We start from the raw sequence: 21,980 nt of genomic DNA on the forward strand, positions 1-21,980 counted from the left end.
CTGACTTCCACGATGGAACTGCTGTTTCCGCTCCTCATTCTCGCCCTGCTCGTGCCGATGTTCCTCGGCATCCGCCGCCAGAAGAAGGAAATGGCGAAGACCGCCGACCTGCAGGACTCCCTCTCCGTCGGTGACCGCGTGCTCACCACGTCCGGGCTGCACGCCACTGTCGTCGAGCTCGGTGACGGCACTGTCGAGCTCGAGATCGCTCCCGGCGTCGTCACCACCTGGTCGCGGCTGGTCGTGCGCGAGCTGATCACCGAGGACGAGGACGAGGACGGCACCGACCTCGACGACGAGGTCGACGAGCAGATCACCGAGGAGACCGCGGAGGAGACCGAGCGTCGCCTCGGCAAAGAGTGAGCCTCGGCAAGTAGTGGGTTAGACATCGCATCCGCTGCCGGGCGACCTCGCCCGGCAGCGGCTACGTCGGCGCCGACCGGCGGACCTCATACGCACCTCTAGGAGAACTACGGATCGTGGCACCTTCGTCTGGAGCCGTACGTCCAGCGCGCTCGCTCGTGATTTTCGGGCTGATCGTCGCTGCGCTGTACGCGCTCGTCTTCTTCACGGGGGACAAGTCCCCGACCCCGAAGCTCGGTATCGACTTGCAGGGCGGCACGCGTGTCACCCTGACCGCGCGGACCCCGGACGGCAGCAAGCCGAGCCAGGACTCGCTGCGGCGCGCGCAGGAGATCATCGAGACCCGTGTGAACGGTCTCGGTGTGTCCGGTTCCGAGGTCGTGATCGACGGCGACAACCTCGTGATCACGGTGCCCGGTGACGACAGTTCTCAGGCCCGCACGCTGGGCCAGACGGCGCGTCTGTACATCCGGCCGGTGACGTCCTCGGCGGCATCGTCGAACGCGCAGGCCGCGCAGGCGCCCACCGCCACGACGACGCCCGCACCCGCGACGCCCGCCCCCGCCCCCGCCCCCGCCCCCGCGCCGCAGAACCGCCCGTTCCCCGCGCAGGAGCCCGCGCCGGCGCCCACTCCGGCCCCGGCACCTGCACAGGCCCCCGGCGAGGCCACCCCCGCCGATCAGGCGGCCGCGGAGATCGCGGAGGCGAAGAAGACCCGGCAGAGCACCGATCCCGCGGTGCAGCAGCAGGCCATGGCCACCCTGAACTGCGATGCCAGCGACCCACTGCAGGGCAACGACGACCCGGCACTGCCGTTGGTCGCATGCTCGGTGGACGGCAAGGCCGTCTACCTGCTCGGCCCCAGCATCATCGACGGCCAGGAGATCGCGGACGCGTCCTCGGCCTTCAACTCGCAGCAGGCGCGCCACGAGGTGAGCCTGTCGTTCAAGTCCGGTGGCAGCAACACCTGGGCGCAGTTCACGTCGGCGAACATCGGCAAGCAGGCCGCGTTCACGCTCGACTCGCGTGTGGTCAGCGCCCCCGTCATCCAGGGTGCGACCCCGGCGGGCAGCGCCACCTCCATCACCGGTGACTTCACTGCGGCCACGGCCAAGGAGCTCGCCAACACCCTCAAGTACGGTTCGCTGCCGCTGTCGTTCCAGTCTTCCGAGGCGGAAACCGTGTCGGCCACACTCGGTCTGGCCTCGCTCAAGGCGGGTCTGATCGCCGGCGCGATCGGTCTGGTCCTGGTGCTGCTGTACTGCCTGATCTACTACCGCATGCTCGGCGTGCTCACCGCCCTCTCGCTGATCCTCTCCGGCGTGCTGGTGTACGCGATCATGGTTCTGCTGGGCCGGTACATCGGGTTCACCCTCGACCTTGCGGGCATCGCCGGTCTGATCATCGGTATCGGCATGACCGCCGACTCGTTCGTCGTGTACTTCGAACGCATCAAGGACGAGATGCGTGAGGGCCGCAGTTTCCGTTCGGCGGTGCCACGGGGCTGGGCGCGGGCGCGCCGGACCATCCTGTCCGGCAACGCGGTGAGCTTCATCGCTGCCGCGGTGCTGTACATCCTCGCGGTCGGTCAGGTGCGCGGGTTCGCGTTCACCCTCGGCCTGACCACCATCCTCGACGTGGTCGTCGTGTTCCTGGTGACGCATCCGCTGGTGCACCTCGCGTCGAAGTCCGAGTTCTGGTCGAAGCCCAGCGTGAACGGACTCGGCGCCGTGCAGCAGGTCGCCCGGGAACGCAAGACCGCCGCCGTCACCTCGCGCACCGCCGCGGCCGCGCAGGCGAAGGAGTCCTGACATGACGAACCCCACTGGCACCAACGCAGCCGCCGGGACCACCGAGGACCCGGCGCTCTCGGACGCCGACGCCGACCAGGCGAACTTGCCGCACCACAGCCTGCTCTCGCGGCTGTACACCGGCACCGGCGCGTTCGAGATCGTCAGCCGGCGCAAGCGCTGGTACGCGATCATCGGTGTGATCGTGTTGATCTCGATCGCCAGCATCCTGTTGCGAGGCTTCTCGCTGGGCATCGACTTCGAGGGCGGGTCACGGATCCAGTTCCCGGCCGCCTCGGGCGTGACCACGGAACACGTCGAGAAGGTCTACAGCGACACCCTCGGCTCGGCGCCCGTCTCGGTGCAGACGGTCGGCGCGGGTGACAGCGCGACCATCCAGATCCGGTCGGAGTCACTCGACGCCGGCCAGGTCACGTCGTTGCAGAATGCGCTCTTCGACGCCTTCCATCCGGAGGACAAGGACGGGGTGCCAAGCAAGAACGCGATCAGCGTGGCGGACGTGAGTGAGACCTGGGGCAGCCAGATCACCAAGAAGGCGATGATCGCGCTGCTGGTGTTCCTGGTGATCGTCAGTATCTACATCGCCATTCGCTTCGAACGGGACATGGCGATCGCGGCGATCGTCGCGCTGTTCTTCGACATGGTCGTCACGGCGGGTGTGTACTCGCTGGTCGGGCTGGAGGTCACACCGGCGACGGTGATCGGCTTCCTGACCATTCTCGGCTTCTCGCTCTACGACACCGTCGTCGTGTTCGACAAGGTGGAGGAGAACACCCGCGGTGTGCTGCACCTGACCCGGCGCACGTACGCCGAGCAGGCGAACCTCGCGGTGAACCAGACGCTGATGCGGTCGATCAACACGACCGTGATCTCGATCCTGCCGGTGATCGGCCTGCTGGTCGTCGCGGTGGGCCTGCTGGGCGTGGGCACCCTCAAGGACCTCGCCGTGGTCCAGTTGGTCGGCATCGTCGTCGGCGCGTTCTCGTCGATCTTCTTCGCCACCCCGTTGCTGGTGTCGATCAAGGAGCGCTGGGGACCCGTCTCCGCGCACACCAAGAAGGTCCTGGCGCGGCGGTCCGCGCTGTCCGGCGGGGCAACCGCGGCCGACGCCGCGACCCTGGCAGGCTCGGTACCGGAGGCCCGGCCGAGCGGGCGAGCGGCCGGCGCGCCGCGGCGTTCGGGCGGCGCTCCGCAGCCGGGTGCCCGGCCGACCGGAAAGCGTGACAAGAAGAGGCGGTGACATGCGCAGGGGTGCGAGTCGGGGAGACGGCGGGTACCGACGGACGGTGGCGGCGGGCGTCGCCGCGATCGCGGTGGTCGCGGCGGCGGCCGGGTGCTCCTCGAAGGAGGACCAGGTCCCGTCCATCGGCTACGCCGTCGACAACGTACTGACCACCTACAACGCGAACACCCTCGACGGAGCCGCGAGCGGCGCCCGACAGGCGTTCTCGCGGGTGCTCACCGGGATGAGCTACATCGGTCCCGAGGGCACCGCCCTGTCCGACGGGGACTTCGGCACCGCGGTACCGCAGCCGGGCGACTCGTTGACCATCGCGTACAAGATCAACCCCAACGCGGTCTACTCCGACGGGGTCCCGGTGACCTGCGACGACCTGGTCCTGGCGTGGGCGGCGGGCAGCGGGAAGTTCCCGCAGTTCGCGTCCGCGACCAGGGCCGGGTACGCCGACATCGACCGCGTCGACTGCCAGAGCGGCTCGAAGGACGCGACCGTGGTCTTCCGGCCCGGCCGGGCGTTCGCGGAGTGGCTGGGACTGTTCGGCGCGACCGACGTCATGCCCGCCCACGTGGCGGGCCGGGTCGCAGGCGTGCCGGACGTGGTCGGGGCGGTGCACTCGGGCGACGTCGACGCGCTGGGTCGCATCGCGGCGTTCTGGAACAACGGCTGGAACCTGACGCCCGGGGAGCAGCTCGACCCGGCACTGTTCCCGTCCTCGGGGCCGTATCGTGCGGATTCCTACACCGAGGACGGTGGGTTGGTACTGGTCGCCAACGACCGGTGGTGGGGAAACAAGCCGGCCACCGATCGAATCGTGGTGTGGCCGAAGAACTCGGACCTCGCGGCGAAGCTCGGGTCGGGCGACCTCGATGTCATCGACGTCGGCGCGAACGCGGTGGACGGACTCGACCCCGGTGACGGATACACCACCGTCACCGAACCGTCCCGCAGTTCCGAGCAACTGGTGCTCGGCACCGGCGGAGTGTTCGGATCCGCCGACGCGCGTAAGGCGTTCGCGTCCTGCGTTCCGCGGCAGCAACTGTTCGACGACCTCGGCCACCCCGGCTTCCAGAAGTCGGCCGGGCTGGGCTCGGGGGTGCTGAACTCGCGGATCGCGGCGCCCGACATGTTGATTTATCCCACCGTGTCCGGGGTGGCGGGGGACCGCTACCTGCATCCGGACGTGGGGGCGGCGGCCGCCGCGTTGGGTGGCAAGCCGATCACGGTCCGGGTCGGCTACCTCGGTCCGGACAAGCGGCGGGCCGACACCGTCGCCTCGATCGCCGCCGCCTGCGCGCCCGCCGGGATCACCGTGCAGGATGCGGGCGCACCGGGATTCGTGCCGAGCGGGCTCAGTACAGGTCAGGTCGATGCGGTGCTCGGCGGCACCGCATCCGCGCAGGGCGCGGCTGGTACCGATTCGCAGGTTCCTCCCGCGTATTCGCTGGCGGCAGGCAACGGGACGAATTACGGCCAGTACCACAACAATCGGGTCACAGAGATCGCCGACCAGTTGGCGGTCGACACGGCGCCCGGCAGTCGGTTGAACCTCTCGACCGAGGCCGAGAACATCCTGTGGGCGGAGATGCCGTCGATTCCCCTGTTCAACGAGCCGCGTACCACCGCCATCGCCAAGGGCATGCACGCGGCGGTGCCGAATCCGTCGGTCTCGGGCGCGGGCTGGAACATGGACAGGTGGATACTGCTTCGGTGACCACAGATAGCCGAAGCCGCGCCGCCGCCGACCTCACCCGGCTGACCCGATGGGTCGACGACTTCCCCGAACCCGGCGTGCAGTTCGCGGACGTGACGCCGGTGTTCGCGGATGCGAGCGCATTTCGTGACATCGTCGACGCGCTCGCCTCCATCGGCGAGGGCGCCGACCTGGTCGCGGGCATCGACGCCCGCGGATTCCTGCTCGGGGCCGGTGTCGCGCTCGAACTCGGAGCCGGTGTCCTGGCGGTCCGGAAGGCGGGCAAGCTTCCGCCGCCCGTGCTCGGACGCGAGTACTCGCTCGAGTACGGAACCGCGCGGCTGGAGATCCCCGCGGACGGTCTGGACCTGAGCGGACGCAAGGTGCTGGTGATCGACGACGTGCTCGCGACCGGCGGAACCCTCGGTGCGGCCGCGGAACTGCTCACCGACGCGGGGGCCGAGGTGCTCGGTGTGGCGGTGGTGCTCGAGATCGAGGCGCTCGGCGGCCGGGGCAGGCTGACGAAGTACCCGCTGACGTCGCTGCTGCGGGTCTGAGGACTAGTGTTGTCACGTGCGGCGTTGCGACGTGTGTACGCATTCGATTCGTCGGGAGGTGACGAAGGTTGACCCAGAACCTCGACAGGTCGCGGTCCGGAAGCGGGGAGTCGACGCCACCGGCTGAGAGCGCGCCGCCCCCGGTGCCCACCTCCGCTTCGCGCCGGGTCAGGGCGCGACTGGCGCGCCGGATCACGGCCCAGCGCAACGCGACCATCAAGCCGGTGCTCGAGCCGCTGGTCAGCCTGCACCGCGAGCTGTATCCGAAGGCGAATCTGGCGGTGCTCCAGCGCGCCTACGACGTCGCCGAGGAACGGCACGCCAGCCAGAAGCGCAAGTCCGGCGACCCGTACATCACCCATCCGCTGGCCGTTGCGAACATCCTGGCCGAACTCGGCATGGACACCACGACCCTGGTCGCGGCACTGCTGCACGACACGGTCGAGGACACCGGGTACAGCCTCGAACAGCTCACCGAGGATTTCGGCGAGGAGGTGGCGCACCTCGTCGACGGTGTGACGAAGCTGGACAAGGTGGTGCTCGGTACCGCCGCCGAGGGCGAGACCATCCGCAAGATGATCATCGCGATGGCGCGCGACCCCCGGGTGCTGGTGATCAAGGTGGCCGACCGGCTGCACAACATGCGCACCATGCGCTTCCTGCCGCCGGAGAAGCAGGCCCGCAAGGCCAAGGAGACCCTCGAAGTTATTGCGCCGCTTGCGCATCGGCTCGGCATGGCCACGGTCAAGTGGGAGCTCGAGGACCTCTCGTTCGCGATCCTGCACCCCAAGAAGTACGAGGAGATCGTGCGGCTGGTCGCGGACCGCGCGCCGTCACGGGACACCTATCTGGCGAAGGTGCGGGCCGAGATCAACGCGACGCTCGCCGCGTCCCGGATCAATGCCGTCGTCGAGGGCCGGCCCAAGCACTACTGGTCGATCTACCAGAAGATGATCGTCAAGGGCCGCGACTTCGACGACATCCATGACCTGGTCGGCGTGCGCATCCTGTGCGACGAGATCCGGGACTGTTACGCCGCGGTCGGTGTCGTGCACTCGCTGTGGCAGCCGATGGCGGGTCGGTTCAAGGACTACATCGCGCAGCCGCGGTACGGCGTGTACCAGTCGCTGCACACCACCGTCGTCGGTCCCGAGGGCAAGCCCCTGGAGGTGCAGATTCGCACCCGCGACATGCACCGCACCGCCGAGTTCGGCATCGCGGCGCACTGGCGCTACAAGGAGACCAAGGGCAAGCATTCCGGTGACGTCGCCGAGGTCGACGACATGGCGTGGATGCGTCAGTTGCTCGACTGGCAGCGGGAGGCGGCGGACCCGGGGGAGTTCCTCGAGTCGCTGCGCTACGACCTGGCGGTCAAGGAGATCTTCGTCTTCACGCCGAAGGGCGATGTGGTGACGCTGCCGGCGGGTTCGACGCCGGTGGACTTCGCGTACGCCGTGCACACGGAGGTCGGGCACCGGTGCATCGGGGCGCGCGTCAACGGCAGGCTGGTCGCGCTCGAGCGGACGCTCGAGAACGGCGAGGTGGTGGAGGTGTTCACCTCCAAGGCCCAGAATGCCGGTCCGAGCCGGGACTGGCAGGGCTTCGTCGTGTCGCCGCGTGCGAAGGCAAAGATCCGGCAGTGGTTCGCGAAGGAGCGCCGCGAGGAGGCGCTCGAGTCGGGCAAGGATGCGATCGCCAAGGAGGTCCGCCGCGGCGGGCTGCCGCTGCAGCGCCTGATGAACGCCGAGTCGATGTCCGCGATCGCACACGAACTGCGGTACGTGGACGTCTCGGCGCTGTACACGGCGGTCGGCGAGCACAACGTCTCGGCGCAGCACGTGGTGCAGCGACTGGTCGCGCATCTCGGCGGTGTCGGCGATGTCGAGGAGGAGTTGGCCGAGCGGTCGACCCCGTCGAACATCCCGACCCGGCCCCGCCGGACCACCGACTCCGGCGTGCTCGTGCCGGGAGCGGAGGGGACGGTCGCGAAGCTGGCCAAGTGCTGCACCCCGGTACCGGGCGACGAGATCATGGGCTTCGTGACCCGCGGCGGTGCGGTGAGCGTGCACCGCACCGATTGCACCAACGCCGGGTCCCTGCGCGAGCAGGAGGAGCGGATCATCGAGGTGCAGTGGGCGCCGTCCGCGTCCTCGGTGTTCCTGGTCGCGATCCAGATCGAGGCGCTGGACCGGCACCGGTTGCTCTCGGACGTCACGAAGGCGCTCGCGGACGAGAAGGTGAACATCCTGTCCGCGTCGGTCACCACCTCCGGCGACCGGGTCGCGATCAGCCGCTTCACCTTCGAGATGGGCGACCCGAAGCATCTCGGTCACGTGCTGAACGTGGTCCGCAACGTCGAGGGCGTGTACGACGTGTATCGCGTCACCAGCGCCGCCTAGTTTCTCCACGCAAGGGGCACCGTCCGGCGCCGCCCAGGTTGTGGGTGGTGTCGGGCGGTGCCCTGGTGTCGTCTCGGGTGCCTGGGTGTCAGGCGACGAAGGTGAGTTGGTTGCGCCGGTTGTGTGCCGGCACGGGTTGTCGGTGGGTGTCGATCCAGTGTGGTGGTCGGAACCACGGATGTCCGTCGTCGGCGATGAAGACTTCCCAGTCGCCTTTGTGGATGGCGGTGTGGTGGAAGCGGCAGAGCAGCACCAGGTTTGAGAGTTTCGTGTGGCCGCCGTTGGACCAGTGGATGATGGGGGTACCTCCCTGCACGAAGTGCTTGGGGGAGGGTGGCCGTCGGTCCAGGCGGCGGGGCGGCCGCAGCCGGGGAAGGCGCATCCGCAGTCGCGGGCAGTGAGGGCCTTGCGGAGTCTCTTGGAGATCAGGCGGGTGGTCTGGCCGACGTCGAGGGGGTTGCCGTGGTGGTCCATGACGATGGGGGTGATGTCGGCGTCGCAGGAGATGCGGGCTGCGACGTCGAGTGAGATCGGTCCGAGCCAGGGCATCCAAGCGGGTCCGCGGCGGCGTCCGGCGCGCCGCCGGGCGCGTTCCTGCGGCGCGGTCGTCGCTCCCGTGGAGGTGGTGGCGCTGCTGGTCCCAGCCTCAGCCTCAGCCCCAGCCCCAGCCCCAGTCCCGGTCGCGGTGGCTGCGGCGATGTCGGCGGCGTCGAAGAACACGCAGATGGGCGGTTTTTCACCGCCGTCGGACGGTGACTCTCCGGATTCGACGTAGGAGCGGACGATGTGTTCGAAGGCGTCGGCGCGCCGTTGGGCAGGGGTGCGTTGGTCCCGGCTGGTGGTGCCATCGCGGTTGTCGGCGCCGGGTCGTGGCTTCGAGAGTGTGGAGAGGGTGGCGAGCAGCATTTCTCCGGTGGCGGCGTCGAAGTGTCCTTTGACGTGGACGCGGCCGCCGAGGCTGGGGGAGGCGTAGAACTCGTTGAGTTCGGTGTTCTCGGAGTCGGGGGTCTTGTCGTCGTTGACGAGGAGCAGTTCGAGGGCTTTGGCGCGTTGGGCGAGGACGGTGGGGTTTTCGCCGCGGGCGGCGAACAGGAGGTAGCGGGTGCAGGCCTGGGCGCGGGTGTCGTCGGATTCGTCGACCTCGGCACCGTCGGGGTCGCCTTCGTTGTCCGTGTGGGGGTTGGCGGGGTCGTCGGGGTCGGGCACCTTTGCGAGCAGTCCGACGATGATGCGGATGTGGTCGTAGTCGGCTTCGCCGGCGTCGAACGCGGCGGCGACTTCGGGGTGCTGTGTCAGTTCGCGTCCGAGTGTGACGATCTTGTTGGCGCGGCCCGGGGTCATGGTGGTCACGCCCGCGAGCCAGGCTCCGGGGGAGGAGGCGCCGGCGAGGTTTTCGGCGATGCAGCGTTGGTCGATCTGGTGTACCAGGCGTACGCGGAGGGCGTCGAGTTGGCGCATCCGTTGTGACAGTTCGGGGACGATGCGTAGGAGGTCGGCGTCGGCGAGTTGCCAGGCGGCCACCGTTGGTGGCGCGGCGAGCATCTCGTCGAGTTCCATGTTCGAATGCTACTCGAACAACTGTTCGAGTAGGAAGGGTTGGCGGGGTCCCAGTTTGTCGGACCCGGCTCAATCGCCCGCGCGCAGGCGCCCTCTGTACGGGTGTGTTCGTGGCGCTCATGGGTTCTTTGCGATGAGCAGGGGGCCTTTCCGGCGGGCCGCTCGTCTGCCGGCGTGTAGACGGTTCCTACTGATCTTTCCGGGTATCCGTAGCTTGCGCACTGTACTGATAGCGTCCGAAACATGACTCGTCGCCTGGTGATGCAATGGCTCTGTGCGGCGGCACTTCTCGCGGTCGGGCTGTCTGGATGCGGTGCGCCGTCCCCTCCTTCCGAACCAGCTCCGGATCAGGTCGAGATCGGTGTCGCTTACGAGTACCGGATGTACACACATTGCGGCGCGGAGGAAGCGCGGTTCGCCGGGGAGTACTGGGAAGCCCTGAGGGCCGATCCTCAGCAGGGCAATTCGTCCTCGGGGTGGGATGACCCGTACCAGCTCGGCACCATGACTCGAGAGTCGGAGAGCACCGCTGCATTCGAGGCCGAGGGGCAGGTGAAGCGCTACCAATTGCGCCCGGGAGCCACATCGTTCCTGCAGACCTGCGCCTGAGTCGCACCCCGGCGGTTGAGTGCGAACCGAACTGGCTGACGTGGAAAGTCAGCTGGCGACTTGCATATCGGCAAACTGAGATGTCGTGTGTTCGTCAGGCGGGAGCGTGTTCTGTTCCGCCGCACCAGATGCGGGCGATGTTGCGGGTGGCGCGAATGTCGGCGAGAGGGTCGCCGTCGATCAGGATCAGGTCCGCGCGAAGGCCTGGGGCGATGGCGCCGCGGTCGGTGAGCCCGAAGTGTCGGGCGGGCAGGGAGGTGGCCGCCCGGAGGGCGTCGGTGGTGCTCAGTCCGGCGTCGACGAGGAGTTCGAGTTCGTGATGCAGGCTCTGGCCGTGCTTGACGTGGAACGGAACCCCGGGCAGGGCGTTGGCGTCGGTTCCTGCGACGATCGGCACTCCGGCTCGGTACAGGGCGGCGACGGTGCGCAAGGCTGCAGCGAACGCGGCGGCCTCGCCGAGTGCTGCTACCGCCTGCATCATGGTCAGGGTCGGCACGCAGACCTGGCCTCCTGCCGCGATCCTGCTCACCTGCTGCGGCTCCAGAACCCGGTCGAGAGGCACGTGCGTGAGGACGTCGACGCCAACGGCGACGGCCATACGGTAGGCGTCGACGGTGAGGGCATGTGCGACGACCTTGCGGCCATGCGCATGCGCGGCCGCGACCACGGCTTCGGCGGTGGCCTGGTCTTGGCCGCCCTGCTCGCCCGGACCCGCCGGCCCCAGCATGATCTTGATGTAGTCCGAGCCCTGGGCCACCCGCCACGCCACGCCGTCCTCGGCGTCGTCGGGGGAACCGATGATCGCCTCGCGCACCAGATCAGGGGGCACTCCCGGCACCGCGTCCGGGTCGACATCCCCGACAACCGGCGTGCCCGCGCTGCGGATGTCGGTCACCGCAGGAGTACCGCGCAGTTGCTCCACCAGTCGCGGCTGCCAGGTCGCCATGTCCAAGGCGGTCGTGACCCCGAAGGAACACAGCTGCTCCAGGTTGTCGCGGCTGTCCAGGTGGATGTGGGCGTCGATCAGGCCGGGCAGCAGCACCCCACCGTCCGCGTCGACCACCTCGGCGTCCGTGGCGTCGGTGCCGATCACGGCGCCGTCCATGACCACGGTGCGGGGCTCGGACAGGTTGCGGCCGTCGAAGACGCGGACATTGGTCAGGGCCGTCCGACCGCCCACGGACTTGCCTTCGGCGTTGCTGGGCTCGATCGTCATGAGCCTGTTCGCCTTTCCGTTCTCGCATCCGAAACTCGGTCACCGGCAGCACGTTCAGGGACTCGGCGAAATCGACCGCATGGGGAGGGTTGTGGTCTTCGTCGGTTTGCGGCCGGGTCGGCGGTGGTCCGGAGTGTTGGCGCGGATTTCCTCGGTGGCCGCGCGGAAGGCGGGTGCGGCATGGGCGAAGTAGTCGAACAACACCTCCCGCTGCGCGGGCGTGTAGCGGTCCAGCACCTCGGCGATGCGACGCCGAGCCGGTTCGACGGCCTTCTCGACGCCGGGGAAGGTGTCGGCCACGGCTTCGACCATGACGCGTCGCCGATCGGCTGAGTCTGCCGCACGGCGCACAAAGTTCCCCTGCTCGAGGCGGTCGATCAGTCGGGTTGTCGCGCCGGTGGTCAGTCCAGTGCGAGCGGCGAGTTCCCCGGAGGTGATGCGCCCCGCCAGGGTGATGATGCTCAGCGCATACCACTCCGTGGGTTGTAGACCAGCCGCTTGTGCACCGGCCATCCCGTGCAGACCGACTGCGTCCAGGTACTGGCGGAAGATCACGTGGGGGTCGGTCGGTGTGGTGTCTGTCATTGCCGTGAGCACCTTTGCGGCTGTTAATCTGTATGAATGCAGATAATGTGTCAAAACAGGTTCTGCTTCAGATTAACGAATAGGAGGCCGGTATGACCACCCAGGACGACACAACCGCACTCACCGAGGTGATGGAGCAGATGAGCGAGGCATGGGGTCGCAACGACGCCGACGCCTACGGTGCGTCGTTCACCGCCGACGCCACCTATGTCACATTCGTCGGCACCTACTACAGCGGCCGCGCCGACATCGTGGCCTGCCACCGCACGTTGTTCGCGAAGTTCCTGAAGAACACAAAACTGGCCAGCGAGATCACCGACATCCGCTTCTACGGACCCGACACCGCGGTGGTCACCAGCCGCGGCGACACTTACAAGGGCGCCACCCCGCCCAAGGCCTCGAAATTGTCGAAGGTGCAGTCCTGTACCTTCGTCCGCGAGGGCGACGGGCAGTGGCGCATCGCGGCCTTCCAGAACACCCAGCGCAAGCCGCTGATGGAGGCCATCTCGTTCAAGACAGCACCCGGCACGATCCCCGCCGCGCAGCGGCAGTAACTGCTCACCGCCGGCACCGCGGCAGCGCCGAGTGCGCCTGCGAAATCGCCGATGCTGGGCAGCGGTCGGACCCGGTGCGTCCGCGCGCGTTCATTCGCTCCCCGTTCACCAGGTGAATCGTCCTGTACGGGTTGGGCGTCGGAGCCTCACAACGGGATCCGCACCTGCCACAGGTGCATCCCCGGCTGCAGCAGCCACAACCGGCCGGCCATGATGTGGACTAGCCGAAGCGTGCCGACGACCAGGATCGCGGCCAGGGGGAGCTCGAAGAACACGGCCGTCGCGAGCGCGACCCAGACGTCGTCGGGGTCGGCGGTCATGATGTCGAACCAGGCATCGCAGATGAGCAGGATCCCGGTGGCGAAGCCTGTCAGCACGAGAAGAAGCCTGCGCTGCCAACCGAGTACGGCTGTGGCGGCCATCATCGTCACCAGCAGGACGTCGAAACCGACCCACGTGGCCGGCCAGTTGTGCGCGACGTACTGATTCGGGAGGGTGACCGCGAAGAACACGATCCACGGAATCAACCCGACCGATCCGCTGATGATCAGTCCGAGCCGCAGGCGCCGAATGCGTGCCACCGCACCTGGCGATGGCAGCAGGTCGGCGGCCGGTCGCTCGAGCCGCTCGATCAGCTCCCGACGTTGTGCAGCGGACATCGCTGCGATCTGCTGGTCGGTGATTCCCGGTGCGTTCATCCCGGCTCCTCGTCGGATCACCTGGCGGTTGCGCCGTACTCCCCGATCGGCTTGGGACCCGACGGCCGGCGCAACCGGCGGACTGGCTACAGGCCGTGTATCGCCGGGACGGTCTCCTCGTCCTCGTCGGGGCGTTCGGTTGCCGACAGGCGTCCTGTGGTGATCAGGGTGAACGCGACGACAGCGGACAGGACCAGCGCCGCCACGGCCCACCAGATGCCGACCGAGAAGCCGTGCACCATCGCCTCCATCTTCAATGCCTGTCCCGCCGCGGGGGAGGTCACCAGGCTCGAATGCGAGGTGACGTAGGCGGCGGTGGCGCTGGTTGCAATGGTGTTCAGCAGTGCGGTGCCGATCGCTCCGCCGATCTGCTGCGAGGTGTTCACCATCGCCGAGGCGACGCCCGCGTCACGGGGCTGCACGCCGTGCGTGGCGACGCTCATCGCCGGCATGAACGTGGTTCCCAGTCCGAGGCCGATCAGGAACAGCCCGGGCAGCACCACCGCCGCATATGGGCTGTCGACCTTCATCTGCGCCAGGATCGCCAGCCCGCACGCGCCGACCAGTAGACCCGGTGCCATCAGCAACCGTGGTGGGATGCGGACCGCGAGACGGGCGCCGATCTGGGTGGAGCCGATCATCATTCCGACCACCATCGGCAGGAACGCCACGCCGGCGACGACAGGGCTGTAGCCGAGCACGACCTGCAGGTAGAAGGTCAGGAACAAGAACATGCCGAACATCCCGATCACCGCGAGGCCCAACGACAGGTAGGCGCCGCCCCGGTTGCGGTTGGCGACCACCCGCAGCGGCAGCAGCGGCTCGCGCACACGCGCCTGCACCACTGCGAACGCAGCCAGCAGGACGACGGCAGCGACCAGGACCGCGATGGTCACCGAGTCGCTCCAGCCGTCGGTCGACGCGCGACTGAACCCGTACACGACCGCCGCCAGGCCCGAACTGGCCAGCAGTACTCCGGGGATGTCGAGGCGGCCCCGGTGGCGTGCACCTGCCGGTTCGCGAATCTCCCACACCGCACCCGCCAGCGCGATGGCCGCGAAGACGACGTTGATGTACAGCGTCCAACGCCAGTTCAGGTACTCGGTCAGGATGCCGCCGAGGATCAGTCCGATCGCCGCGCCGCCGCCGGAGATGGCGCCGTAGATGCCGAACGCCTTTGCGCGCTCCTTGGCCTCGCTGAAGGTGACCGTCAGCAGCGACAGTGCGGCCGGGGCCAGTAGCGCCGCGAACACGCCCTGCAGCGCGCGCGCCCCGATGAGCATCTCGGTGCTGACCGCCGCGCCGCCGAGCGCGGACGCCGCGGCGAACCCGACCAGTCCGACCATGAACGCGCGCCGACGGCCCCACATGTCGGAGATGCGGCCGCCGAGCAGCAGCAGCCCGCCGAAACCCAGTGCGTAGGCGGTGATCACCCACTGCCGATTGGCGTCGGAGAACCCCAGATCCGCCTGCGCGTGCGGCAGGGCGATGTTCACCACGGTGCCGTCGAGCACCACCATCAACTGCGCCAGGCAGATGAAGATGAGAGCCTTCCAGCGCCGCGGGTCCGGTTCCGGTTGTACATCGGAATGTGTCATTGCGGAGATCTCCTCATACTGGGAGTGGTTGGGCCTCGGGAACCGGATCGTGCGATACGAAACGGGCCGGATTCGTCAGTGTCGGTTGCGGATTCGGGCTTGGTCCGGTGCCGGGAGCCGCGTAGCCGGAATCACCGGCTGCGTTGACCACGTCGGAACGCGGGGGTCGGTTGGGCGAACTCCGCGACGAGCGTCTCGAACTCGGTGCGCTGCAGGGGCGCATCCGAAATGGGGTGTTGCGCGGGGGCGCGGAGCCCCTCCAGGAAGATCGCCAGGTGTCGGCGGACGGCATGGCCGGCCAGTTCCGACGCACCCCAACCGGCCCGCGCCAGGCTGATGGTCGCGATCAGAACGTCACTGGCCTCGGCGTCGGACCTGAGTTGCCCCTTGCGTTTTGCCGCATCGACCACATCGGCGAGAAGCTGATAGGAAGCCAGTCGCTGACGCTGTAACTCGGGTGTGCCGTTGATCCGGCCGCCCATGAACTGGGACAGGTAGCGCTTCCTGCTCGTTTCGGCGATGTGGTGGACCAATCGCTCGAGTCCCGTCCACGGGTCCGGTTCCTCGCTCGCCGTCAGCGCAGCCCGCTCGGCCCCTTGGAAGTGGTCCAACAGCAGCGCGTCGACGAGCGCCTCCTTGTTGGGGAAATGGCGATAGACGGTGCCCATTCCCAGCCCGGCGAGAGCCGCCACGTCGGTCATCTGAGCATCGACTCCCCGCTCGCCGAACGCCCGGTCGGCGGCACGCAGGATGGTCTCGCGGTTGCGTTGGGCGTCGGTCCGCGCCCCACGGCCACGGACGGGCACGCCGGAGGGATCGTCGGGACAGGTTGCACCACCCGCCGGTGAATAGCGGTGTCGCTGTTCGGGCGGTGCACACCGGGAGCGCCCTGTCTGGTGTGTGGGTGGGTGGGTGGGTGCTCACCCACCTCGCCTGGTGGTCCCGTCGCCTCCACGCTGCCGCGTCTTATCCGATGTGATCGAGAGCCGAACACCCTTGTACGCCACTGTGTACGGCACATCGTCGTCGTTGTCCGGGTCGCCGGATTCCGAAGGATCAGGTAGTTCCGCGATCTGTTCGATGACGATCTGTGCTCGCGCCGCACCGGGATCGAACATCTCTTGAAACGGCCCGACGAACGACCCCCCAAGCCCGCGATGCTTCGCCCGAACCGCCGCCCACCAGAGCAACGGCAACGGGCCGAACATGGCGAACAGCACCAACAGTCCCAGTGCCATGCCCGCGAGCGTACCGGTGAGACGCGCACCGCCCCGGTCTTTGACCGAGAGCCTTCGCACTGTCACCGCAGTTGACCCGGCGTCGCGTTTCGCCAATCCCCGCTGCATCCCGACCGGTACCACCTGGTGCTCTGCCACGCAGGACAAAGTGTGGGTGAACGGCATCGACCGCCTGCCGCCCCGAACCGCGGGGCAGGCAGACGGTCGATCGTGTCGCTAGCTGGCCGTGACGGTCTGGATCTGGACCGGGGTGTTCGGCTTCCCGCCGCCCGCGGACATCGAGCCGTCGTCGCCCGCCGCGGCGACCTTCTCGATGGTGGCGAGGCCGGCGTCGTCGATGGTGCCGAACACGGTGTACTGCGGCGGCAGTGGCGAGTCCTGGTAGACCAGGAAGAACTGGCTGCCGTTACTGCCGGGCTGGCCGGTGTTGGCCATCGCGATGGTCCCGCGCGGGTACACGACCGACTGCTGCCCGGCCGGGTCCGACGGCGCGAACTGGTTCGACGGGTACTCGTTGAGGTAGCCGTAGCCCGGCCCACCGCGACCGCTGCCCGACGGGTCGCCGCACTGCAGGATGTAGAGCCCGCTGGTGCTCAGCCGGTGGCAGGGGGTGTCGTTGTAGTAGCCCTGCCTGGCCAGGCTGACGAAGCTGTTGACCGTGCACGGCGCCTCGGCGCGGTTCAGGGTCAACCCGATCGGCCCCTGCGAGGTGGTCATGGCGATCGTGGCGGTTCCCGCCGTCGGCACGCCGTCCGCACTCGGCGGCGTCACCGGCTTGATCGGCTGGCCGCTCGCCGGGTACGAGCAGGCTGCCGTCGCGGACTCCTGGACGGGGGCGGCGGGCAGCTTCGGGTACGACGACAGGTCCGGCGCCGTGACGGTCGTCCGGTTCGCCGGGGTGAGCGACGTCGCCGACGAACTCGACGAGGTGTCGCTGCTCGAGCAGGCGGTCGCCGCGAGCAGCAGGCCGATGCCGGCCGCCGCGATGAGGGTCTTCTTCACGGTCACGATGCTCCTGACGGCGGGTGCGGCGCTCATGCCGCGACGGTCGCGGTGGTGATCTGGACGGGGGTGTTGGGCTTGCCGCCGCCCGCGGACATCGACCCGTCGTCACCCGCGGCCGCGATCTTCTCGATGGTGGCGAGGCCGGCGTCGTCGATGGTGCCGAACACGGTGTACATCGGCGGCAGTGGCGAGTCGTCGTAGACCAGGAAGAACTGGCTGCCGTTGCTGCCGGGCTGGCCGGTGTTGGCCATTGCGATGGTACCGCGGGGATAGGTGACCGGGCTGGAGAGCTTGGGGTCGTTCGGGTCGTACTGATCGGTCGGGAACTCGTTGTTGAAGCCGTAGCCGGGACCGCCGGTGCCCTGACCGCTCGGGTCGCCGCACTGCAGGATCTTCAGGCCCGTCGTGCTCAACCGGTGGCACGGGGTGTCGTTGAGGTAGCCCTGCTGGGCGAGGCTGACCATGCTGTTGACCGTGCACGGAGACTCCGCGCGGTCGAGCTTGAGGCCGATCGGGCCCGCGCTGGTGGCCAGGTTCACCGCGACCGTGCCTTCGGCGGCGACCGCGGTCGCGCTCGGCGCGTTGACGGGCTTGGCGGCGGCCTGACCGTCCGAGGGGTAGCTGCAGTCGACCGTCGCGGGCAGGGCCTGCGCGCGAGCGGTGGGCATCGCGGCAGCCGAGGGCTCCTGGGTGGTGCTCGCGGCCTCGGCGGACGTGTCCGAGCTGCCGTCGGACTTCGTGAGGGTGTAGACCACGGCGCCGGCGGCGACGACGAGTACGACGCCGAGAATCGACGCGCCGATCGTCATCTGCTTGCGCTTGCGGGACTGCTCCGCCCGGCGTTCGAGCTGCCGCTCCAGCTTGCGTTTCGCGGCCTGGCGACGCTGCTCATTGCTTGGCACTGCTGCATACCTCCGGGGAAACCGTCGAATTAGTCGCTGACAGAGTGTGCCATTAGAACCTGTGAAAAGGCTGGAGTGGCGGGCGCCTAGGCTGTCGGTCGAGAATCTTCCCCGCCACTTAGGAGCGATCGCCGTGCTCGTCACCGGATTCCCCGCCGGAGCATTTCAGACGAACTGCTACATCCTCGCGCAGGACGGGTCGAGCGAGTGCATCGTCGTCGACCCAGGTCAGGACGCGACCGAGCCGCTGGTGGAGTTCCTGGGCAAGTCGTCGCTGACCCCGGTCGCAGTGCTGTTGACGCACGGACACCTCGACCACACCTGGTCAGTGGAACCGGTCTGCGAGAAGTTCGGCATCCCCGCCTACATCCACCCCGACGACCGCTACATGCTGTCGGACCCGCTGCGGGGCACCGGGGCGGCGCTGTCCGCGATGATCGGCGACACCGAGTTCCGTGAGCCGTCCGAGGTGATCGAACTCGCCGACGGCGACGTGCTGGACCTCGCCGGCATCACCGTCACTGTCGACCACACGCCGGGCCACACGCAGGGCTCGGTGGTGCTGCGGACCACCGCCGACACCGATCAGGGCCCGGTGCCGATCGCGCTGACCGGCGACACGCTGTTCGCCGGGTCGATCGGGCGGACCGACCTTCCGGGCGGCAACCACGATCAGCTCCTCGCGTCGATCGCGGCGAAACTGTTGGTGCTCGACGACGCGACGGCGGTGCTCCCGGGCCATGGCGGCGCGACATCGATCGCGCAGGAGCGGGCGTCCAACCCGTTCCTGGTTGGACTGTCCGGGTCGCGGTAGGGAAAAGTAGACATCGTGAGCAAGCCCAGCAACAGCGCATTCTCGGCCCCCAAGGGCGTCCCCGACTACGTGCCGCCCGCGTCGGCGGAGTTCGTCGCCGTTCGTGACGGACTGACCCGCGCGGCGCGCCTCGCCGGCTACGGCCACATCGAGCTGCCGATCTTCGAGGACACCGGACTGTTCGCGCGCGGTGTCGGCGAGTCCACCGACGTGGTCAGCAAGGAGATGTACACCTTCGCCGACCGCGGCGACCGGTCGGTGACGCTGCGTCCCGAGGGCACCGCGGGTGTGATGCGCGCGGTCATCGAGCACGGGCTCGACCGCGGCCAGCTCCCCGTCAAGCTCAGCTACTCGGGCCCGTTCTTCCGGTACGAGCGTCCGCAGGCCGGCCGCTACCGGCAGCTGCAGCAGGTCGGTGTTGAGGCGATCGGCGTCGACGACCCGGCGCTCGATGCCGAGGTGATCGCGATCGCCGACGCCGGCTTCCGCAGCCTCGGCCTCGACGGGTTCCGGCTCGAGATCACCTCGCTCGGCGACGACACCTGCCGACCGCAGTACCGGGAGTTGTTGCAGGAGTTCCTGTTCACACTCGACCTCGACGAGGACACCCGCCGGCGCGCGGAGATCAACCCGCTGCGCGTGCTCGACGACAAGCGTCCGCACATCAAGGAGATGACCGCGAACGCCCCGCTGATGCTCGACCACCTGTCGGAGGAGGCGAAGGCCCACTTCGACGAGGTGCTCGCGCACCTCGACGCGCTCGGCGTGCCGTACACGATCAATCCGCGGATGGTGCGCGGCCTGGACTACTACACCAAGACCACCTTCGAGTTCGTCCACGACGGCCTCGGGGCGCAGTCGGGCATCGGTGGCGGCGGCCGCTACGACGGACTGATGGAACAGCTCGGCGGACAAGCCTTGTCCGGCATCGGGTTCGGGCTCGGTGTCGACCGCACGGTGCTCGCGCTCGAAGCGGAGGGCAAGGCGATCGCGGGTCCGGCGCGCTGCGAGGTGTTCGGGGTGCCGCTGGGCGACGAAGCCAAGGCGAAGCTCGTGGTCATCGCGGCACAGTTGCGGGCCGCGGGAATTCGCGTGGACATTGCGTACGGCGGCCGCGGTGTCAAGGGTGCGATGAAGGCGGCGGACAGGTCCGGTGCCCGACTGGCGCTGGTCCTCGGCGAGCGCGACCTCGCCGACGGCGTGATCGGCGTCAAGGACCTCTCGACCGGCGATCAGCGGCAGGTGCCGGTGGCATCGGTGGTCGCCGAGGTGGGTTCGGTCCTTGCCGGCGGGTGATAACGCGGGATCGGTTGCGCTGGACCTGATTCCGGCCGAGATGATCCGGCCGCGGCTGCGCGGGCTCGCGGTGGTGTCGGTGGTTCTCGGCGCGCTGGTCGCCGTCGTGGTCGGACTGTTCGCGCCCGTGACGGTGGCGGTCCTGGTCGGCGCGATCATCGCGGTGCCGACCGCGTTGTCCGCCCTGCTGGCGATGCGGCGCCGAATCTGGTTGTCCGGCACCACGGTGCACTCGTGCACCGGAATCCGGACCAAGTCGGTGAACCTGAGTCTCGCGCTGAGCGCCGAGCTGGTGGTGCGGGCAGCCCGGGTCAGCCAGGTGGCGCTGCGGGTCGGCGACAACACGCGCCGGGTGTCGGTCCCGCTGGCGCTCTACACCGCCGACGGTGGCCGCGAGCTCGAGGTGCTGGCTCTGCGCTCGCTCGCCGACGCGCTGGTGTCCGGCGACCTCGTGCCCGCCGTCGCGATGTCCGACGCGCTGATCGGCCAGTTGCGGGCGGAGGCGCGGGGCGCCGGACTCGAGGAGCGGCCGCTCTTCCGCGCAGTGCAGCTGGCACGCGAGGCGAGTCGGGTGCCGGAGACGGTACTGACCGACGACGAGGTCGTCCGGCTCGTCGGGTAGACGGCCGCGTCGGTGGACCCGTGGGCGACTATTCGACCTGGCCGCCTGCGGATGTCAGCTTCCTGTGTTCGGCACGCAGTGTGTCGAGCCGGCGTCGGTATCCGCGTTGATGCGAGGCGTTGAACGAGGTCACGGGCATCGACGTCACCGCGGCCGCACCGGCGGGTGAGAGTCCCAGAAGCTCCTGCACCGCGGTCAGTGTCTCGGCATTCGTCTCGGCACCCGACACCGCGTCGAAGAGGTCGTCACGTCGGTCCAGTGCCGCGGCGAGTGACGCGAGGACGTCGATCCTGCGCGCGAGGCTCGCCGCGCGCTCCGCGGCCGAGCCCGTCATCCCGATTCGCTGCCGTAGCGCTTCGCGGCTGAAATCGTTTCCGGGACTGTAGACCACGTGCAGGTCGCATCGTGGCTGTGCGACGTCCGACCAGAGCTGATCGAGGAGTTCGATCAGCTCCTCCGGACCCGTCAGGTCTTCGTGTTCCAGCATCAGTTCGGCATCGGCGACACAGATCACCAACCGCTCGACAGGTCGGCCGGGCCGGTCACCGAACTGGCTTCCGATTCCGCCGTCGGAGAGGTCGAGCAGGTCGCGGAAGCACTCGCTGAACGCATCGATGTTCCGACCGTAGTAGCGGGGGAATTCGAGCGCATCGCCCCACGTGCTGCAGAACTCGGACAGTGACCGGCACCGGGCGCCCTGGATGGTGACGACGTGGGTCGGCGGTTGGGTCGGGTCCGCGAGTACCGTCGCGATCGCGGAATGCAGTGCCGGCCTTCCCTGGTGGATGCGCAGCCACGGGAATCGTGGATCCGCGATACCCCGGCCGCGTGCGACGTCGTCCAGCCGATCCCAGAACGGTGGTGCGTCATCGTCGGCGATCTCGTGCGGGTCCACGCCGTCGATGCTCGCAGCGGCGTCCGCGGCTTCTCCGGTGCTCGTGGCGGCGTCCGAAGTCTCCTCGGCCGGGGCTCGCTCGTCATCCGTCTGCGGTGCGGGCAGCGAGAGCGCGTTGACAGCGTCGTTGATGTCCCTGACAGCGTCGACAATCCACTGATCGGCCGAGACATCGGATTCGACGTCGTCGAGACGCGGGATCGGGTCGCCCGTTGGAGTTTCCGAGTCGTCACTGGTGCGGTGACGTGGGGGCCGTACGGGTGACTCGTCGTCGGTGATGGTGGGCGTCTCGTCCATACCCCGACGATGCCACAGCGAAGCGGCGCTCAGC

General features: G+C 68.5%; 20 protein-coding genes and 1 pseudogene. 11 read left to right on the forward strand and 10 right to left on the reverse strand.

Features of this window, described 5'->3' with window-relative positions:
- The first annotated feature begins 12 nt into the window (after window positions 1-12).
- The 6 genes from yajC (at window position 13) to FK531_RS17770 (ending at window position 8,060) form a co-directional block, all read left to right on the forward strand.
- Window positions 13-363 carry a preprotein translocase subunit YajC gene (yajC, locus tag FK531_RS17745; protein WP_142101677.1) on the forward strand — a complete coding sequence of 117 codons (351 nt, stop codon included), beginning with the start codon at window positions 13-15 and terminating at the stop codon, window positions 361-363.
- A 116-nt stretch (window positions 364-479) separates the two neighbouring features.
- Window positions 480-2,174 (forward strand): protein translocase subunit SecD, encoded by a 1,695-nt coding sequence (secD, locus tag FK531_RS17750; protein ID WP_142101679.1) that lies wholly within the window; start codon window positions 480-482, stop codon window positions 2,172-2,174.
- 1 nt (window position 2,175) lies between these two features.
- Window positions 2,176-3,414 carry a protein translocase subunit SecF gene (gene secF, locus FK531_RS17755; protein WP_142101681.1) on the forward strand — a complete coding sequence of 413 codons (1,239 nt, stop codon included), beginning with the start codon at window positions 2,176-2,178 and terminating at the stop codon, window positions 3,412-3,414.
- Window position 3,415: 1 nt separating this feature from the next.
- Window positions 3,416-5,125 carry an ABC transporter substrate-binding protein gene (locus FK531_RS17760; RefSeq protein WP_142101683.1) on the forward strand — a complete coding sequence of 570 codons (1,710 nt, stop codon included), beginning with the start codon at window positions 3,416-3,418 and terminating at the stop codon, window positions 5,123-5,125.
- Window positions 5,122-5,661, forward strand: a complete 540-nt coding sequence (locus FK531_RS17765) for an adenine phosphoribosyltransferase (RefSeq protein ID WP_142101685.1) — start codon at window positions 5,122-5,124, stop codon at window positions 5,659-5,661. The genes FK531_RS17760 and FK531_RS17765 overlap by 4 nt, the downstream gene beginning before the upstream one ends.
- A gap of 68 nt (window positions 5,662-5,729) precedes the next feature.
- Entirely contained in the window at window positions 5,730-8,060 is a 2,331-nt protein-coding gene (locus FK531_RS17770; protein WP_142101687.1) for a RelA/SpoT family protein, read from the forward strand.
- Window positions 8,061-8,507: 447 nt separating this feature from the next.
- Here the strand turns inward: FK531_RS17770 and FK531_RS23005 are convergent.
- Window positions 8,508-9,617: pseudogene (locus FK531_RS23005) on the reverse strand (DUF222 domain-containing protein); the annotation flags it as partial.
- A 243-nt stretch (window positions 9,618-9,860) separates the two neighbouring features.
- Here FK531_RS23005 and FK531_RS17780 point away from each other — a divergent pair.
- On the forward strand, window positions 9,861-10,226 hold the full coding sequence (locus tag FK531_RS17780; protein ID WP_142101690.1) for a hypothetical protein: 366 nt from the start codon (window positions 9,861-9,863) through the stop codon (window positions 10,224-10,226).
- A 94-nt stretch (window positions 10,227-10,320) separates the two neighbouring features.
- Here the strand turns inward: FK531_RS17780 and FK531_RS17785 are convergent, their stop codons facing one another.
- Both FK531_RS17785 and FK531_RS17790 read right to left on the reverse strand, forming a co-directional pair.
- A complete protein-coding gene (locus FK531_RS17785) occupies window positions 10,321-11,442 on the reverse strand; it encodes an amidohydrolase family protein (RefSeq protein WP_142101691.1) in 1,122 nt (373 codons plus the stop codon).
- A 54-nt stretch (window positions 11,443-11,496) separates the two neighbouring features.
- Window positions 11,497-12,027 (reverse strand): MarR family winged helix-turn-helix transcriptional regulator, encoded by a 531-nt coding sequence (locus tag FK531_RS17790; protein WP_142101692.1) that lies wholly within the window; start codon window positions 12,025-12,027, stop codon window positions 11,497-11,499.
- 92 nt (window positions 12,028-12,119) lie between these two features.
- On the opposite strand from FK531_RS17790, the gene FK531_RS17795 reads away from it, so the two are divergent.
- A complete protein-coding gene (locus FK531_RS17795; RefSeq protein ID WP_142101693.1) occupies window positions 12,120-12,581 on the forward strand; it encodes an SgcJ/EcaC family oxidoreductase in 462 nt (153 codons plus the stop codon).
- Window positions 12,582-12,727: 146 nt separating this feature from the next.
- On the opposite strand, the gene FK531_RS17800 is transcribed toward FK531_RS17795, so the two are convergent.
- The 6 genes from FK531_RS17800 to FK531_RS17825 form a co-directional block, all read right to left on the reverse strand.
- The gene (locus FK531_RS17800; protein ID WP_142101694.1) at window positions 12,728-13,279 is read right to left on the reverse strand and encodes a hypothetical protein; all 552 of its coding nucleotides are present in this window, start codon (window positions 13,277-13,279) and stop codon (window positions 12,728-12,730) included.
- An 86-nt stretch (window positions 13,280-13,365) separates the two neighbouring features.
- Window positions 13,366-14,877, reverse strand: coding sequence for an MFS transporter (locus FK531_RS17805; RefSeq protein WP_142101695.1), 1,512 nt, complete (start codon window positions 14,875-14,877; stop codon window positions 13,366-13,368).
- A gap of 131 nt (window positions 14,878-15,008) precedes the next feature.
- A complete protein-coding gene (locus FK531_RS17810) occupies window positions 15,009-15,683 on the reverse strand; it encodes a TetR/AcrR family transcriptional regulator (RefSeq protein WP_142101696.1) in 675 nt (224 codons plus the stop codon).
- A gap of 114 nt (window positions 15,684-15,797) precedes the next feature.
- Window positions 15,798-16,115, reverse strand: a complete 318-nt coding sequence (locus FK531_RS17815) for a hypothetical protein (protein ID WP_142101697.1) — start codon at window positions 16,113-16,115, stop codon at window positions 15,798-15,800.
- Between the two features lie 216 nt (window positions 16,116-16,331).
- A complete protein-coding gene (locus FK531_RS17820; protein WP_142101978.1) occupies window positions 16,332-17,117 on the reverse strand; it encodes a peptidylprolyl isomerase in 786 nt (261 codons plus the stop codon).
- 32 nt (window positions 17,118-17,149) lie between these two features.
- On the reverse strand, window positions 17,150-18,022 hold the full coding sequence (locus tag FK531_RS17825; RefSeq protein ID WP_142101698.1) for a peptidylprolyl isomerase: 873 nt from the start codon (window positions 18,020-18,022) through the stop codon (window positions 17,150-17,152).
- Window positions 18,023-18,155: 133 nt separating this feature from the next.
- Between FK531_RS17825 and FK531_RS17830 the strand changes: the two genes are divergently transcribed.
- From FK531_RS17830 to FK531_RS17840, 3 genes are read left to right on the forward strand one after another with little or no spacing between them, the layout of a single operon-like run.
- Entirely contained in the window at window positions 18,156-18,836 is a 681-nt protein-coding gene (locus tag FK531_RS17830) for an MBL fold metallo-hydrolase (protein ID WP_142101699.1), read from the forward strand.
- 15 nt (window positions 18,837-18,851) lie between these two features.
- On the forward strand, window positions 18,852-20,132 hold the full coding sequence (hisS, locus tag FK531_RS17835) for a histidine--tRNA ligase (protein ID WP_142101700.1): 1,281 nt from the start codon (window positions 18,852-18,854) through the stop codon (window positions 20,130-20,132).
- 40 nt (window positions 20,133-20,172) lie between these two features.
- Window positions 20,173-20,754, forward strand: a complete 582-nt coding sequence (locus tag FK531_RS17840; RefSeq protein ID WP_142101980.1) for a hypothetical protein — start codon at window positions 20,173-20,175, stop codon at window positions 20,752-20,754.
- Between the two features lie 28 nt (window positions 20,755-20,782).
- Here the strand turns inward: FK531_RS17840 and FK531_RS17845 are convergent, their stop codons facing one another.
- Complete coding sequence (locus tag FK531_RS17845; protein ID WP_142101701.1) at window positions 20,783-21,946, reverse strand: barstar family protein; 1,164 nt, start codon at window positions 21,944-21,946, stop codon at window positions 20,783-20,785.
- Between the last annotated feature and the right edge of the window lie 34 nt (window positions 21,947-21,980).

The organism is Rhodococcus spelaei, assembly GCF_006704125.1.
Lineage (GTDB): Bacteria > Actinomycetota > Actinomycetes > Mycobacteriales > Mycobacteriaceae > Rhodococcus_G > Rhodococcus_G spelaei.

Excerpts from the sequence above, each read along its gene's own strand:
- FK531_RS17840 (WP_142101980.1), top strand. The coding sequence starts at position 20,173 with ATGATCCGGCCGCGGCTGCGCGGGCTCGCGGTGGTGTCGGTGGTTCTC.
- yajC (WP_142101677.1), top strand. The coding sequence starts at position 13 with ATGGAACTGCTGTTTCCGCTCCTCATTCTCGCCCTGCTCGTGCCGATG.
- FK531_RS17780 (WP_142101690.1), top strand. The coding sequence starts at position 9,861 with ATGACTCGTCGCCTGGTGATGCAATGGCTCTGTGCGGCGGCACTTCTC.
- FK531_RS17815 (WP_142101697.1), bottom strand. The coding sequence starts at position 16,115 with ATGGCACTGGGACTGTTGGTGCTGTTCGCCATGTTCGGCCCGTTGCCG.
- FK531_RS17805 (WP_142101695.1), bottom strand. The coding sequence starts at position 14,877 with ATGACACATTCCGATGTACAACCGGAACCGGACCCGCGGCGCTGGAAG.
- FK531_RS17795 (WP_142101693.1), top strand. The coding sequence starts at position 12,120 with ATGACCACCCAGGACGACACAACCGCACTCACCGAGGTGATGGAGCAG.
- FK531_RS17800 (WP_142101694.1), bottom strand. The coding sequence starts at position 13,279 with ATGAACGCACCGGGAATCACCGACCAGCAGATCGCAGCGATGTCCGCT.
- FK531_RS17785 (WP_142101691.1), bottom strand. The coding sequence starts at position 11,442 with ATGACGATCGAGCCCAGCAACGCCGAAGGCAAGTCCGTGGGCGGTCGG.
- FK531_RS17760 (WP_142101683.1), top strand. The coding sequence starts at position 3,416 with ATGCGCAGGGGTGCGAGTCGGGGAGACGGCGGGTACCGACGGACGGTG.
- FK531_RS17790 (WP_142101692.1), bottom strand. The coding sequence starts at position 12,027 with ATGACAGACACCACACCGACCGACCCCCACGTGATCTTCCGCCAGTAC.
- FK531_RS17845 (WP_142101701.1), bottom strand. The coding sequence starts at position 21,946 with ATGGACGAGACGCCCACCATCACCGACGACGAGTCACCCGTACGGCCC.
- secF (WP_142101681.1), top strand. The coding sequence starts at position 2,176 with ATGACGAACCCCACTGGCACCAACGCAGCCGCCGGGACCACCGAGGAC.